The sequence below is a fragment of the Salipiger sp. genome (assembly GCF_048261495.1).
Lineage (GTDB): Bacteria > Pseudomonadota > Alphaproteobacteria > Rhodobacterales > Rhodobacteraceae > Salipiger.
Genome location: NZ_JBLXFX010000002.1, coordinates 595,299 through 609,092, shown reverse-complemented (window position 1 = coordinate 609,092; position 13,794 = coordinate 595,299). Strand labels below are relative to the sequence as shown.

15 protein-coding genes are annotated in these 13,794 nt (G+C 68.7%); 8 read left to right on the top strand and 7 right to left on the bottom strand.

From position 1 onward, the window contains the following. Nucleotides 1-85: 85 nt before the first annotated feature. The gene (hmgA, locus tag ACN0RJ_RS06450) at nt 86-1,447 is read right to left on the bottom strand and encodes a homogentisate 1,2-dioxygenase (RefSeq protein WP_417723736.1); all 1,362 of its coding nucleotides are present in this window, start codon (nt 1,445-1,447) and stop codon (nt 86-88) included. A 658-nt stretch (nt 1,448-2,105) separates the two neighbouring features. Between hmgA and ACN0RJ_RS06445 the strand changes: the two genes are divergently transcribed. From ACN0RJ_RS06445 to ACN0RJ_RS06430, 4 genes are read left to right on the top strand one after another with little or no spacing between them, the layout of a single operon-like run. After that, nucleotides 2,106-2,774, top strand: a complete 669-nt coding sequence (locus ACN0RJ_RS06445; RefSeq protein ID WP_417721894.1) for a paraquat-inducible protein A — start codon at nt 2,106-2,108, stop codon at nt 2,772-2,774. Then, nucleotides 2,741-3,376: a paraquat-inducible protein A gene (locus tag ACN0RJ_RS06440; protein ID WP_417721895.1), complete on the top strand. Its 636-nt coding sequence runs from the start codon at nt 2,741-2,743 to the stop codon at nt 3,374-3,376. The genes ACN0RJ_RS06445 and ACN0RJ_RS06440 overlap by 34 nt, the downstream gene beginning before the upstream one ends. Continuing rightward, nucleotides 3,373-5,796, top strand: a complete 2,424-nt coding sequence (locus ACN0RJ_RS06435; RefSeq protein WP_417723735.1) for an MlaD family protein — start codon at nt 3,373-3,375, stop codon at nt 5,794-5,796. The genes ACN0RJ_RS06440 and ACN0RJ_RS06435 overlap by 4 nt, the downstream gene beginning before the upstream one ends. 5 nt (nt 5,797-5,801) lie before the next feature. Then, on the top strand, nt 5,802-6,359 hold the full coding sequence (locus tag ACN0RJ_RS06430) for a PqiC family protein (protein ID WP_417721897.1): 558 nt from the start codon (nt 5,802-5,804) through the stop codon (nt 6,357-6,359). Nucleotides 6,360-6,419: 60 nt separating this feature from the next. On the opposite strand, the gene ACN0RJ_RS06425 is transcribed toward ACN0RJ_RS06430, so the two are convergent. Further along, the gene (locus tag ACN0RJ_RS06425) at nt 6,420-7,085 is read right to left on the bottom strand and encodes a helix-turn-helix transcriptional regulator (protein WP_417721898.1); all 666 of its coding nucleotides are present in this window, start codon (nt 7,083-7,085) and stop codon (nt 6,420-6,422) included. A 205-nt stretch (nt 7,086-7,290) separates the two neighbouring features. On the opposite strand from ACN0RJ_RS06425, the gene ACN0RJ_RS06420 reads away from it, so the two are divergent. Genes ACN0RJ_RS06420 through ACN0RJ_RS06405 form a run of 4 tightly spaced genes read left to right on the top strand, consistent with a single transcriptional unit; the run spans nt 7,291 to nt 9,790 of the window. After that, entirely contained in the window at nt 7,291-7,506 is a 216-nt protein-coding gene (locus ACN0RJ_RS06420; protein WP_417721899.1) for a twin-arginine translocase TatA/TatE family subunit, read from the top strand. 6 nt (nt 7,507-7,512) lie between these two features. After that, entirely contained in the window at nt 7,513-7,992 is a 480-nt protein-coding gene (tatB, locus tag ACN0RJ_RS06415) for a Sec-independent protein translocase protein TatB (protein ID WP_417721900.1), read from the top strand. Continuing rightward, nucleotides 7,989-8,954 (top strand): twin-arginine translocase subunit TatC, encoded by a 966-nt coding sequence (tatC, locus tag ACN0RJ_RS06410; protein ID WP_417721901.1) that lies wholly within the window; start codon nt 7,989-7,991, stop codon nt 8,952-8,954. The genes tatB and tatC overlap by 4 nt, the downstream gene beginning before the upstream one ends. A 41-nt stretch (nt 8,955-8,995) precedes the next feature. Continuing rightward, nucleotides 8,996-9,790: an ATP-binding protein gene (locus ACN0RJ_RS06405; protein ID WP_417723770.1), complete on the top strand. Its 795-nt coding sequence runs from the start codon at nt 8,996-8,998 to the stop codon at nt 9,788-9,790. Nucleotides 9,791-9,845: 55 nt separating this feature from the next. Here the strand turns inward: ACN0RJ_RS06405 and ACN0RJ_RS06400 are convergent, their stop codons facing one another. The 5 genes from ACN0RJ_RS06400 to ACN0RJ_RS06380 form a co-directional block, all read right to left on the bottom strand. Beyond that, complete coding sequence (locus tag ACN0RJ_RS06400) at nt 9,846-11,039, bottom strand: peptidoglycan DD-metalloendopeptidase family protein (protein WP_417721902.1); 1,194 nt, start codon at nt 11,037-11,039, stop codon at nt 9,846-9,848. Nucleotides 11,040-11,099: 60 nt separating this feature from the next. After that, a complete protein-coding gene (locus ACN0RJ_RS06395) occupies nt 11,100-11,744 on the bottom strand; it encodes a protein-L-isoaspartate(D-aspartate) O-methyltransferase (protein WP_417721903.1) in 645 nt (214 codons plus the stop codon). Then, nucleotides 11,741-12,526 carry a 5'/3'-nucleotidase SurE gene (gene surE / locus ACN0RJ_RS06390; protein WP_417723734.1) on the bottom strand — a complete coding sequence of 262 codons (786 nt, stop codon included), beginning with the start codon at nt 12,524-12,526 and terminating at the stop codon, nt 11,741-11,743. Before surE ends, ACN0RJ_RS06395 begins: the two co-directional genes overlap by 4 nt. Nucleotides 12,527-12,713: 187 nt before the next feature. Next, nucleotides 12,714-13,361 carry an SDR family NAD(P)-dependent oxidoreductase gene (locus tag ACN0RJ_RS06385; RefSeq protein ID WP_417723733.1) on the bottom strand — a complete coding sequence of 216 codons (648 nt, stop codon included), beginning with the start codon at nt 13,359-13,361 and terminating at the stop codon, nt 12,714-12,716. A gap of 31 nt (nt 13,362-13,392) precedes the next feature. After that, the gene (locus tag ACN0RJ_RS06380; RefSeq protein WP_417721906.1) at nt 13,393-13,656 is read right to left on the bottom strand and encodes an amidophosphoribosyltransferase; all 264 of its coding nucleotides are present in this window, start codon (nt 13,654-13,656) and stop codon (nt 13,393-13,395) included. Between the last annotated feature and the right edge of the window lie 138 nt (nt 13,657-13,794).

The following is a 13,794-nucleotide window of genomic DNA, read 5'->3' as shown; positions in this document are numbered from 1 at the left end:
GTCGCTCCTTTGGTGATCTGGTCGGGCAGGCGGGCGCGGGTCCGCCGGAAGGACGGGCGGGGCGGCGAACCGTCCCGGCCGATGCTCACTTCTTCCCCGGGGTGCCGTCGAATTTCTTTTCGAGACTGTCCCAGCAGTCGATGTAGTCGTCCTGCAGCGGCGCTTCGCGGGCGGCGAAGGCGGTGAGGTGCTGGGGAAAGCGGGTCTCGAACATGAAGGACATGGTGTTGTCGAGCTTGTGCGGCGCCAGGTCCGCGTTCGAGGCGCCCTCGAAGGCGGTGCGGTCCGGCCCGTGCGGCAGCATCATGTTGTGCAGCGACATGCCGCCGGGGACGAAGCCCTGCGGCTTGGCGTCGTACTGGCCGTAGATGTTGCCCATGAGCTCGGACATGACGTTCTTGTGATACCACGGCGGGCGGAAGGTGTTCTCGGCCACCATCCAGCGCTCGCGGAACAGCACGAAGTCGATGTTGGCGGTGCCCTCGACCCCCGACGGCGCGGTGAGCACGGTAAAGATCGACGGGTCCGGGTGATCGAACAGCACCGCGCCGACCGGGCAATAGGTGGTGAGGTCGTATTTCACCGGCGCGTAGTTGCCGTGCCAGGCCACCACGTCGAGCGGCGAGTGGCCGATGCTGCAGCTGTGGAACTGGCCGCACCACTTGATGGTGAGGGTCGAGGGCGTCTCGCGGTCCTCGAAGGCGGCGACGGGGGTCTTGAAATCGCGCCGGTTGGCCATGCAGTTGGCGCCGATCGGGCCGCGTCCGGGCAGGGCGAATTTCTGGCCGTAATTCTCGCAGACAAAGCCGCGCGCCGGACCGTCGAGCAGTTCGACCCGGTAGACGAGGCCGCGCGGCAGGATGGCGATCTCCTGCGGGGCAAGGTCGATGATGCCGAGTTCGGTGCAGAAACGCAGCCGGCCTTCCTGCGGCACGACCAGCAATTCGCTGTCGGCGGAGTAGAAATAGGCGTCCTGCATCGACTGCGTGACCAGGTAGATGTGGCTGGCCATGCCGGTCTGGGTGTTGACGTCGCCCGCCGTGGTCATGGTGCGCATGCCGGTGAGCCAGGTCAGTTCGGCGTCGGAATGGGGCACGGGCGACCAGCGGTATTGCCCGAGCGAGATCACGTCGGGATCGACATGGGGCGCGGTCTTCCAATAGGGCAGGTCGATCTTTTCGTAGCGCGTGGAATGCTTGACCGAGGGGCGGATGCGGTAGCACCAGGTCCGCTCGTTCTGATGGCTCGGCGCGGTGAAGGCGGTCCCCGAGAGCTGTTCGCCGTAAAGGCCGTAGTTGCATTTCTGCGGCGAGTTCATGCCCTGCGGCAGGGCATCGGGCAGCGCCTCGGTTTCGAAGTCGTTGCCGAAGCCGGGCATGTAGCCCTCGGTCGTGCCGCTCCGGTCGGGCGCGCGGACCATGCCGCGCGGAAGCGTCGTCTCGTTCATTGCTGCCTCCTCCGCGGGTGCCGGTTCCCGGCGGGGCGGCACCGATGCGGAGGATACCGTTGCAGATGCAACGATGTCAAGCACGGGCCTGTGCCTTTGCCCTCCGGCACGGGGGCGGGCAGATGTCATACGGGCGAATCCGTTACGTCACAGAACCGTGAGGCGGGGCCGCTAGGGTCCGGGCGACACCGGCGGGTGCCGTGGCCGGATCCGGCCGGGCAGGTGCCGGACGAACGGCTCGTCACCGGGCGGGCGACAGAGGGATATTCGCCATGATGGTCATCGACCCGTTCCGCTACGTGCTTGCCTGCGCCTTCCTGCCCCGTCCGGGCGGACGGCTGGAACGCCTGCTGCGCAGGGTTTTCCGCTGACACCGGCACGCCGACCGCGCCGGGCGCGGCCCGGTGACGGGCTCGCTGCCATGCACGGTCGGGCAGGTCGTCGCAGCCCGACCCCGCACTGACCGCAGGCTGTTCGACCGGGCCAGCCGTTCGATCCCGAAGCGCCGACCACGATTCATGGGGTGCGCGCGCCGCCGTCACCCCGGCCCGGACCCTGCGCGCCCCGGTGCTGCCGGAGCGGGCAGAGCGGTGGCGCGGGACCGGCCGTCGCGAACGGGCGCTTTCCCTTTACCGGCCAGCGCCCTAGAATGTTCCCCATGACGAGTGAACATGCGACCTCCGTGCCGGTGGCACCCGCATCGGGCGGAATCGACCCCGGCGGCCTTCTGGCCTGCCCGGCCTGCGACGCGCTGCACCGGGAACGCGATGTCGCCCCCGGCGAGACCGCGCGCTGCGTGCGCTGCGGAGAGGTGCTCGAGGCGCCGCGCGACAGCGCGATGACGCAGATCATCATGCTGGCGGCCTCGGCGCTGATCCTGATGATCGCGGCGATCTTCTTTCCGTTCCTCGAACTCGACGCGGCGGGGCGGGTGCAGAAATCCTCCCTGCTGGACACGGTCATGGCGTTTTCCGGCGGCATGACCGCGCCGCTCACCCTCGCGATGGCGGGGCTGATCGTGATCCTGCCCTGCATCCGCTTCCTGTCGCTGATCTACGTGCTGGGACCGATGGCGATCGGGCATGCACCGGCGCGCCATGCCGCCCCGGTCTTCCGCATGGCCGAGGCGCTGCGGCCATGGGCGATGGCCGAGGTCTTCATCGTCGGGGTGGCGGTGGCGCTGGTCAAGGTGGCCGGGCTGGCGCACCTGTCCATCGGCCCGGCGTTCTGGGCCTTCGTGGCGCTGGTCATCGTGACCGTGCTGAAAGACAACTTCATGAGCAGGGTGACCGTTTGGCGCACACTGGAACTTCGCCGACCGTCCTGACCGCGCGGCGCGCGGGACTGGTCGGTTGCACCCATTGCGGCAAGGTCCACAACCCGGAGGTGGCTCTGTGCACGCGCTGCGGCGCGCGGCTGGAAAGCCGGGATGCCGCCTCGATGCAGAAGGTCTGGGCCTGGCTGGTCGCGGGGCTGGTGTTCTTCATTCCGGCCAATCTCTATCCGATGCTGCGCACCACGCTGCTGGGCAAGACCACCGAAAGCACGATCCTCGGCGGGGTGGTCGATCTGACCCACCACGGCTCCTGGGGGATCGCGCTCATCGTCTTCGTCGCCTCGCTCTGCATCCCGGTCGGCAAGTTCCTGGCGATCGCCTATCTCGGCCTTTCGGTCGAGCGGAAGGTGCGGCTGTCGGCCCACCGCCGCCAGCAACTCTACGAGGTGGTGGAATTCATCGGGCGCTGGTCGATGATCGACGTTTTTGTGGTGGCAATCCTGTCCTCGCTGGTGCAACTGGATTTCGCAGCATCGATCAATCCCGGAATTGCGGCCGTGAGCTTTGCCTTGTCGGTCGCTTTCACCATGCTCTCTGCCGAGAGCTTCGATTCCCGGCTGATCTGGGACGCAAGTGAGGAAGACATTGAATGACTGACCCGCAAGCGGCGGAAATGAACGTCCGGAAACGGCGTTCGCCCTGGCGAAATCTCTCGCTGGTCTGGCTGGTGCCGCTCGGTGCCCTCGGGGTGACGCTCTACGTCGCCTGGCAGAGCGTGGCCGGGCGCGGCAGCCTCATCCACATCCGTTTCGAGAATGCCGCCGGCGTGGTCGCGGACGAAACGACGATCCGCTACCGCGACGTGGTCATCGGCTCGGTCGAGGACGTGAACTTCACCGACGACCTGTCCTCGGTCCTGGTGGATGCGCGCATCGACCGGACGGTGTCGGACAGCCTGCCGGAGGATGCGGAATTCTGGGTCGTGCGTCCCGAAGTCTCGACCTCGGGCATCTCGGGCCTGTCGACGGTGCTGTCGGGCGTCTACATCGAAGCCGCCTTCGAGCCCGAGGTGGGCGCGAACCATTCCGAGTTCGAGGGTTTGAACGAAACCCCGCTGGTGCGGCCGGGCATGAAGGGCACGCGGATCATCCTGCGCGCCAATGACGGCACCATGCTGACGGCGGGCGCGCCGATCTTCCACCAGGGGATCGAGGTCGGGCGGATCGAAACGCCGCGGTTCCTCGATTCCGGCGAGGGGGTCATCGTCGATGCCTTCATCGAGGCGCCGAACGACCGCCGCATCACCACCGCCACGCGGTTCTGGGACACCTCGGGCTTCAGCGTGAACTTCGGTCCCGGCGGTCTCAACCTGTCGGTCGGTTCGGTCGCGGCGCTCATCCGGGGCGGTCTGGCCTTCGACACGGTGTTCTCGGGCGGGCGCCCGGTCTCGGAGGGCTATATCTTCGATCTCTTCGACAACGAGGCCGCCGCGCGCGACAGCGTGTTTTCCGACACGCTCGACAATGCGGTCGAGCTGACCGTGGAGTTCAACGAGTCCGTGCGCGGGCTCGAGGTTGGCTCTCCCGTCACCTACCAGGGCCTGAGGGTCGGCCAGGTCAGCACGCTCGGCGCCTTCATCGAGGACGGCGCCGACGGCCAGCTCGTGAAGCTGCGGGCGACGATCTCCATCGACCCGCGGTCGCTGGGGCTCGAAGCCGACACCCCCACCGCCGAGACCATCGCCTTTTTCGCCGAGGCGGTGCAGAACGGCCTGCGGGCGCGGCTGGCGACGCAGAGCATCTTCAACCGCTCGCTGGTGGTCGAACTGGTCGACTTCCCCGATGCGGCCCCCGAGACGCTGGGCATCTTCGACCGCGACGCGCCGCTGCTGCCGTCGGTCGATTCCGACATTCCCGACGTGGCGGCGACCGCCGAAGGGCTGCTGAACCGGGTCAACAACCTGCCGGTCGAGGAACTGCTCGACCAGGCCATCGCCACCATGGCGGCGGTGGAATCGCTGGCCGCCGACCAGGGGCTGCGCGATGCGCCCGCCGCCTTCACCGGGCTGCTGAACGATGCGCGCGGGGTCATCGGCTCCGACGCGGTCCAGCAACTCCCGGCCGAGCTGACCTCGACCGTGCAGGAACTGCGCGGCGTGGTCGAGGATCTGCGCACCGCCGATGCGGCGGGTCAGCTGGTGTCGGCGCTGAAGGCGGCCGAGGATGCGGCGACCGAGGTCACCGCCGTCGCGGGTGACGTGAGCGGCTACATGGACGGCGTGCCCGAGCTGCTGGAAGAGCTGCGCGCGCTGACCGCCAAGGCCAATACCCTGCCGCTCGAGGAACTGGTGGCCAACGCCAGTTCGCTGCTGAACGATGCCGACGCCATCCTCGATACCGATGCCGCGCGGCTGCTGCCCGAGCGGCTGACCGCCACCATCGACGCGGCGGGCGGGGCGCTGGCCGAACTGCAGACCATCGCGCGGCAACTGCAGGAGCAGAAGGCGGTGGAAACGCTGGTGTCTGCCCTCACCGCCGCCGAGAGCGCCGCGACCGAGGTTTCGTCGGTCGCCACCAGCGTCGACGAGGCGACGGCGGAGCTGCCGCAACTTATCGACGATCTGCGCGCGCTGACCGACAAGGCGAACTCGCTCGAGGTCGAGGATTTCCTCGCCTCCGCGCGGGAATTCCTCGACGGGCTCGACCGGCTGGTCGACACGCCCGAGTTCCGCGCGCTGCCCGCCAGCGTGACCGCCGCGCTCGACGAAGTGCGCGAGGTCATGGCCGAACTGCGCGCCGGCGGGGTGGTGGACAACACCAATGCCACGCTGGCCTCGGCCCGCAGCGCGGCCTCGGCCATCGAAGAGGCCGCGGCGACCCTGCCGCAGCTTTCCGCGCGCATCCAGCGCATGGTGGGCGAGGCCGAGGTGGTGCTGAACAGCTACGGCGACCGCTCCGACTTCAACCGCGAGACGGTCAGCGCCCTGCGCGAAGTGAAGGCCGCCGCCGAAGCGCTGACCAAGCTGGCGCGCGCCATCGAACGCAATCCCAACTCCCTCCTATTCGGACGATAGAGCCCATGACACGACTGATTTCCCTCGTCGCCCTCGGCCTTGCCCTTGCTGCCTGCTCGACCGAACAGCGCTACCTCGTCGACCCGCCCGTCGCCGAGGGCACGGCGCGGCTCGCGGTGCGCACGCTGGAGGTGCGGGACGTGTCGCTGCCGTCCTACGCCGAGGCTTCCGAGATCCTGCTGGAGGACGAGAGCGGTGCGCTGACCCAGATCAAGGGCGCGCTCTGGGCCGACGATCCGGCACGGGCGATGACGCTGTCGCTGGCCGACCGCATCGGGCTGGCAAGCAGCGCCACCGTCTCGCCCGAGCCCTGGCCGCTGGAGGAGGACGCCCAGGCTGCCGTGACGGTGCGCGTGTCGCAATTGGTGGCGCGGGCCTCGGGGACGGTGGACCTGACCGGGCAATTCGCCATCTCCTCCTACGATAGGGTCGTGCGCGAGCGGATCGAACGCTTCACCATCTCGGTGCCGCTGACCGATACCAGCCCCGCCGCCATCGCCGATGCCACGGGCCGTGCGATCGGCGAACTCGCCGGCCGCATCACCACCTCGCTGCGGCGCTGACCGGCGCCCGGTCCGGCACGGCGTGGCGGGCGGGCAGGGCGGATTGCCCGTCCCGCCCCCTCAGCCTGAGGCCGCCCGGAAATCCGCCAGCCGCTTGCCCGGTTCGTCGACGAAAAGCCCCGGCAGCGGACGCAGACCGGTGATGCGGTCGATGCGGAAGGTCTCGAACCCGCCGGTGCTTTCATTCCACACGACGCAGGTCCAGATCCGGCCCCAGTAATCGAGATGCAGCGGCCGGACGTCCTGCGGCACCTCGCGCCCCTGGACCGAGACCCGCAGTTTCTGACGCGCCCGGATCGCCGCGCGGAAGGCGGGCATGTGGCGGAACCCCTCGGCCGCTTCCTGGAAGGGATAGGTGGCAAAGCCGAACTTGCCGGGGGCGGCACCGGCATCCTCGGGCAGGACGGCGTCGATCTTGGCCGACAGCGCCCGCGCCGCCTCGGACAGCTCTCCCGATCCTCCCGCGCCGACGGCGGCAAGGCCGAGGTGCAGCACCTCCAGCTCGGTTTCGGTCAGGTTCAGCGGCGGCAGCGTGATGGTCGCCCGCGCCGAGTAGCCGCGCCCGCGCTCGCCCTCGACCGGCACGCCCGAGGCGGCGAGGGTTTCCATGTCGCGGTAGACCGTGCGCACCGACACCCCCAGATCCTGCGCCAGCGCCTCGGCGGTGTGCAGCCCGCCATCCTTCAGCCGCTGCATCAGCGCGTAAAGCCTGTCGGACCGTTTCATGCGATTCGCCACCTCCGGGACCGGGATCGGAGGCGCATTGTGACAGAAACCTGTCACCTGACAATCTGTTGTCACAAAAGGTCGGCAAATGTCCGGTCAGGACCGGCCCGTGGCCTCATTCGGCGCTTTTGCGGCGAAGCGAATGGCTTTAGACAGCAGGGATCGAATGCAACCCGGCGCAGGCCCGCGCCAGAGGAGAGAGACAATGCTCAACAACATCGGCCTTCCCGGCATCCTGCTGATCGCCATCGTCGTGCTCGTGCTGTTCGGCCGCGGCAAGATTTCCAACCTCATGGGCGAGGTCGGCAAGGGCATCACCGCGTTCAAGAAGGGCGTGAGCGAAGGCGGCAAGGAACTCGAGGACGACAAGGCGGAGACCGCCAAGGACGTCACCCCCGAGGACGAGAAGACCAAGGTCTGATCCGCCATGTTCGATCTGGGCTGGTCGGAGCTTCTGGTGATCGGCGTCGTGGCGCTGATCGTGGTGGGTCCGAAGGATCTTCCTGTGCTGTTCCGCAACGTGGGCCGCTTCATGGGCAAGGCCCGCGGCATGGCGCGCGAGTTCTCCCGCGCGATGAACGACGCCGCGGATGAAAGCGGCGTGCGCGACGTGGCCAAGACCTTCAAGACCGCGACCAACCCGCTCGGTTCGGCGATGGACGGGGTCCGGGACGCGGCGCGCACGATGACCGATCCGACGCCGTCGAAATCCGAGGGCCTGAAAGAGGATCCCGCCGCCGTCGATCCCGAGCGCGAGGCGCAGAAGAAGAAGATCGAGGCCGGCGCCGCCCGCGCCGCCGCCGACCGCCAGAAACGCGAGGCCGAGGCCGCCGCGAAACGCGCCGAGACCGCCGCCGCCAAGGCCGCCGAGCTTGAAGCGGCGCTGAAGAAAGACGACCCGGCATGAGCGCCACCGACGACGAGATCGAAGACAGCTCCGCACCCCTGATCGAACATCTGGCGGAGCTGCGCACCCGGCTGATCCGCTCGGCCATCGCCTTCATCATCGGCATGGTGCTGGCCTTTACCGTGGCCGAGCCCATCCTGCAGTTCCTGCTGCACCCGATCGAGGCGACGCTGCGCGAACTGGGCGATCCGTCGCCGACGATGCAGTATACCTCGCCGCAGGAATACCTGTTCACGCTGTTCCGGATCTCGATGGTCTTCGGTTTCGCGCTGGCCTTCCCGGTGATCTCCTACCAGCTCTGGCGGTTCGTGGCGCCGGGGCTCTACAAGTCCGAGAAGGGGGCCTTCCTGCCCTTCCTCGTCGCCTCTCCGGTGATGTTCCTGCTCGGCGCCTCCTTTGCGCATTTCGTCGTCACGCCGCTGGCCATGGCCTTTTTCCTCGGCTTCGCGGACGTGAGTTCGATCTTTGCCAACCTGTTGTCCCGCGCGGCCGACACGCTGCCGACGGATCTGCCGATCGACACCGCCGTGGTGCCCGAGACGGCGGACGGCATCCGCATCACCTTCTTCGGCAAGGTGAACGAGAGCCTCGACATCACGCTGAAATTCATCATCGCCTTCGGGCTCTGCTTCCAGCTTCCGGTGCTGCTGACGCTGATGGGCAAGGCCGGGCTGGTGTCCGCCGCTGGTCTCGGCTCCGTGCGCAAGTATGCCGTGGTCGCGATCCTGGTGCTGGCCGCCGTCGTGACGCCGCCGGACGTGACCACGCAGGTGATCCTGTTTGCCGTGGTCTACGGGCTTTACGAAATCTCGATCTTCCTCGTCCGCATGGTCGAGAAGAAGCGCGAGAAGGAACTGCGCGCCCAGGGCCTGTGGTTCGAGGACGAGCCCGACACCGCGAACGACCCGATGATGAAGGAGTTCGAGGAAGACGACGACGAGGCGGAAGGAAAGACCCCGTGACCAAATCCGCGCTGAAGCGTATCGCGGCGGCCCTGGAGCGCATGGCTCCGGCGCCGCAGGAGGCCCCGGATTTCGGCAAGGCGGATGCCTTTGTCTGGCATGTGGACCCCGACCGGCTGGAGCCGGTGCCCGACGTGTCGCGGGTGGCGCTGAAGCTGCTGATCGGCATCGACCGTTCGCGCGATACGCTGCTGCGCAACACCGAGCAGTTCGCGCGAGGCCTGCCGGCGAACAACGCCCTGCTCTGGGGCGCGCGGGGCATGGGGAAATCCAGCATCGTCAAGGCGGTGCACGCCGAGGTGCGCGCCTTCGGCGCGGATCTCAAGCTGGTGGAACTCCAGCGCGAGGATCTGCCCTCGGTGTCGCGGCTGCTGAACGTGCTGCGCGGCTCCCGAAGCCGGTTCGTGCTGTTCTGCGACGACCTGTCGTTTTCCCATGACGACGAGCATTACAAGAGCCTGAAGGCGGTGCTGGACGGCGGTATCGAGGGGCGGCCCGAGAACGTGCTGTTCTATGCCACCTCGAACCGGCGCCACCTGATGCCGCGCGACATGATCGAGAACGAACGATCCTCGGCGATCAACCCGTCGGAAGCGGTGGAGGAAAAGGTCTCGCTCTCGGACCGCTTCGGGCTGTGGCTGGGCTTCCATCCCTGTTCGCAGGACGAATATCTCGACATGATCCGGGGCTATTGCGAGGCCTACGGCGTTGTCGTCGATGCCGAGGAACTGCGCGCCGGGGCGATCGAATGGCAGGCGACGCGCGGCGCGCGGTCGGGCCGTGTCGCCTGGCAGTTCTTCACGGATCTGGCGGGGCGCAAGGGCGTCGCGCTCTGACCCCCGCGCGTTGCGGCGGGGGCCCCGAAGGTCCGGCGAAAATCCGGGTGCGCCGTTACTGGAGGTATTTCATCGGATCGACGCTGTCGAAGCCCTTGCGGACTTCGAAATGCAGGAAGCTCGGGCTTCCTGCGCGCACGCCGCCGATGGTCTGACCGCGGCTGACCGCGTCGCCCTTCTTGACCTTCAGCCCGTCGACGTGGGTGTAGATCGACAGCAGGTCGTCCGGGTGGCGGATCACCACGATCTGCACGCCGTCGGTATTCTCGGTGATCGCGGCGACGGTGCCGCCGGCCGCTGCCTTGACGGCGGTGCCCGCCGCGGCAGAGATGTCGATCCCGTCGTTCTTGCCCTTGGAATATTCCCGGATGATGCTGCCGCCCACCGGCATCGCCATCGCGGCAGAGCTCTTCGCGGGTTGCGATTGCCCGATATCGGCCACGGGCTCCTTCTTCTGTTCCGTCGCGGCGGCGGCCATCGCGGCGGGCGAAGGCTCGTCCTTGGGCAGCGGGGCCGAGGCCGAGGGCGGCTGCGGCGTGGGTGATCCGGTGCCGGGCGCGGTGGTTACCGCCACGGCATTCGCCGGCGCGGTTTCGACCACGGGGATCAGCAGGAACTGGCCTTCGCGCAGGGTGAAATCCTTGTCGAGGCTGTTCCAGTCGGCCAGCGACCGCGGGCTGACGTTGTAGAGCCGCGCGATGGTGTAGGCGGTTTCGCCGCGCGCCACCTTGTGACGGACGGGTTCGACCCCGGTCTGGGCGGCGGGCGCGGTCGTACCCGTCGTGGTGCGGGTGGCCGGGGTGGCCGGGGCGCGGTCGATGGCACCTGAGGCCAGCGTCGTGATGTCGACCGAGGCGGCGGGCCGGATCGGCCCGGTGGCCGCGGCGCCGGTCGCCGGAGAGGGTTCCGAGACGCGGCGGGGCAGGGCGATGATCTCGCCCGCGCGCAGGCCGTCGTCGGTCTGGATGCCGTTGTAGCGGGCCACCTCGCCCGCGGGCAGGCCGACCCGCCCGGCGAGGGTCGCCAGCGTGTCGCCGCGCCTGGCCACCGCCACCTGATAGTTGGGATAGGAGATGATGCCCCGGTCATCGGGCTTCGGGCGGTCCGCCACCGCGGCCAGTGCGGCCTGGCTGGTGTCGACCGACCCGCCCATGCGGCCGCGCAGGTCGAAATCCAGCGGTTCGGAACAGGCCGCGAGCGCCAGCATCATGGCGAGGGGCAGGGCGGGGCCGCGATGTGTGATGTCCATCTCGATGTCCTCGTATGCGCCCCTTGTGGCCGGGACGTCATGGCTGTTGAACGGCGGGGGCTAGCTGTCCTTGGCCAGCCCTTCCACCAGGGGAACGAAACGCACGGGGCGCAGCTCGTCATAGTCGAACCCCTCCTCGTGCCGTGTGACGCGGATGAGGCGCTGGACCGTATCGGACTGACCAACCGGCAGCACCATGATACCGCCAATCCGGAGCTGGGCCAAGAGCGGCCCGGGCGGGTCTTCTGCGGCGGCGGTGACCAGAATCCGGTCGAACGGCGCCTGATCGGGCAGACCGAAGCTGCCGTCGGCGGTGAAGGCGGTGATATTGGACAGATCGAGGCGCTCGAACACCTCGCGGGCCTCGGCCACGAGGCGGCGGTGGCGGTCGACCGTGTAGACCCGCCGCGCCAGCAGCGCCAGAATCGCCGCCTGGTAGCCCGAGCCGGTGCCGACCTCGAGCACCTTGTCGCGGTTGGTGACCTTCAGTGCCTGGGTCATCAGGCCGACCACCGAGGGCTGCGAGATGGTCTGCCCGCAGGGGATCGGCAGGGGCATGTCCTCGTAGGCGCGGTCGGTGAAGTAGCCCTTGACGAAGACACCGCGGTCGATGCGCTCCATCGCGTTCAGCACCGGCGTGTCGGTCACGCCTCGGGAGCGCAGGGCGAAGAGGAACTGCATCTTGGCTTCGGCATCGAAGCTCATGCGAAGGCGTCTTTCAGGTCCGGCAGCACGTCATGGGCGGTCAGGTCGGCGCGCATCGGGGTGGCCGAGATATAGCCTTCGAGGTTGTCGGCAACGTCGGTGCCCGGCGTCGCCGGGGCGCGCTGGTCGCCGCCCCGGATCCAGAGAAAGCGCCGCCCGGAGGGCGACAGATGCGGTTCGGTGGAAAAGCTGGTGTTGCGCCGCTTGCCCTGCGCGGCGAGCCGCAGCCCCAGCACCGCATCGGCGGGCACGGGCGGAAAGTTCACGTTCCAGAACAGCCCGTAGTCGGTGCTGACCGCCGGTGTCGCCGCGAGGATGCGGCGGACGGTCTCCGCGCCGTGGGTGGCGGCGGCTTCGAACGGATCGTCGAGATCGCGGGTCCGGGGGCCGAGATACTGCGACAGGGCGATCGCGGGCAGCCCCTGGAGCGAGGCCTCCATCGCGCCGCCGAGGGTTCCGGAATACAGCGCGTTCTCACCCGAGTTGTTGCCCCGGTTGACGCCGGAGAGCACGAGGTCGGGCGGCGAGCCCGTAAGGACGTCGTGAAGCCCCGCGAGGACGCAATCGGCCGGGCTGCCTTCGGCGGCAAAGGTGCGGGGGCCCATCTCGGCGATCATCATCGGGTGGGTGTAGCTGATGCAATGCGCCACGCCGGATTGCTCGAAAGCGGGGGCGACGGTCCAGACCTCGCCTTCGGGGCCCGCGATCTCGGTCGCGATGGCGTGCAGGACCTTCAGGCCGGGTGCGTTGATGCCGTCGTCGTTCGTGATGAGAATGCGCATGGGGAACCGGGTTGAAGCGTTTGACTCTCAATAGGGAACAAGGGCGCAGGTAGCAAGCGGCGGGGCGCCTTGCCCGGCACGGCTCCCGCCCGCCCACCCCGCCGCGCCGGGCAAGGCGCGGTGCGGACGGCGGCGGCCGTCGGGGATCGGGAGGCGGCCGGAGAGCGGGGGCCGCTGCCCGGGGGCGTCAGCCGAGGTCGAGGCTCGCGAGGAGGCGGGCGGCCTCGTCGGCGGGACGGGCGAGCCTGGTCTTGTCCTCGCCGGGGTGGAACCGGCCGCGGGTGGCGGTGTGCATCGGTTTCGGCGCGAGGATGTGCACGCGCGGCCCGGTGTTCACGGTTTCCGCCGCCCAGCTGCGCGCCAGCGCGATCTGGGCGGATTTCGTCGTGCCGTAATGGCCGAAGAATTTCTCGCCGGCGTGGTCGTCCTCGAAGAACAGCGCCTGTCCGGTCTCGCCCAGCAGGGGGGCCACGTAGGGCACGAGATGCCCCATCGCGTCGAGATTGGTGCTGACCGACTTCTGCCAGTCCTTCGCGTCGAGATGGCTGGCGGGGGTCAGGGGCGCGGCGTGGATCGCCGTATGCGCCCAGAGCGCGAGGCCGCCCCAGCGGTCCCAGACCGAGCGGCAGAGCTGCGCCATGGCGTCGGCCTTGGTGATGTCCATCGGCGCCAGCGTCGCGCTGCCGCCCTTCGCCTGGATGATGTCGTCGAGTTCCTCGAGCGCGCCGGTGGTCCGGGCGACGGCAACGATGTGGAAGCGCGGCGCGAGGGCGGCGGCGAGGGCAAAGCCGAGGCCGCGCGAGGCGCCGGTGATGAGGGCGATCTGTTCGGTCATGGCGCTGGATTGGCCTGCCGGCGCGGGCTTGTCAACGCACCTGCGGCACCGAGATCCACTGTGCCCGTCCGTTTTGCGACAGGGCGAGACGCTCTTCGTCGATGGCGACCACCCGCGCCGAGCCTACGCTGTCGCCCACGGTGACGCGCGCCGTACGCCCGTCCGACAGGCGCAGCAGCGCGCCGCCCGTGCCGTTGCTGCCGAAGGTGCCGAGCAGGATCACCCCGCGCCGGGGGAGTTTCGCTTCCTGCGTGGCCGTCTGCGCCACGTTGGCCGGAGTCTGTTCCTGCGCCATGTCTGTCTGATCCCGTGCTGTTTCCGTCAAGTCGAGCGGGAGTACAGGGGGCGGCGCCGCGGCGAAAGCCGCGGGACGATCACGCCCGCGTGTCGCGGCGAAGCCTTGCGCACAGGGTGCGCGCGACCGGCGTAAGCC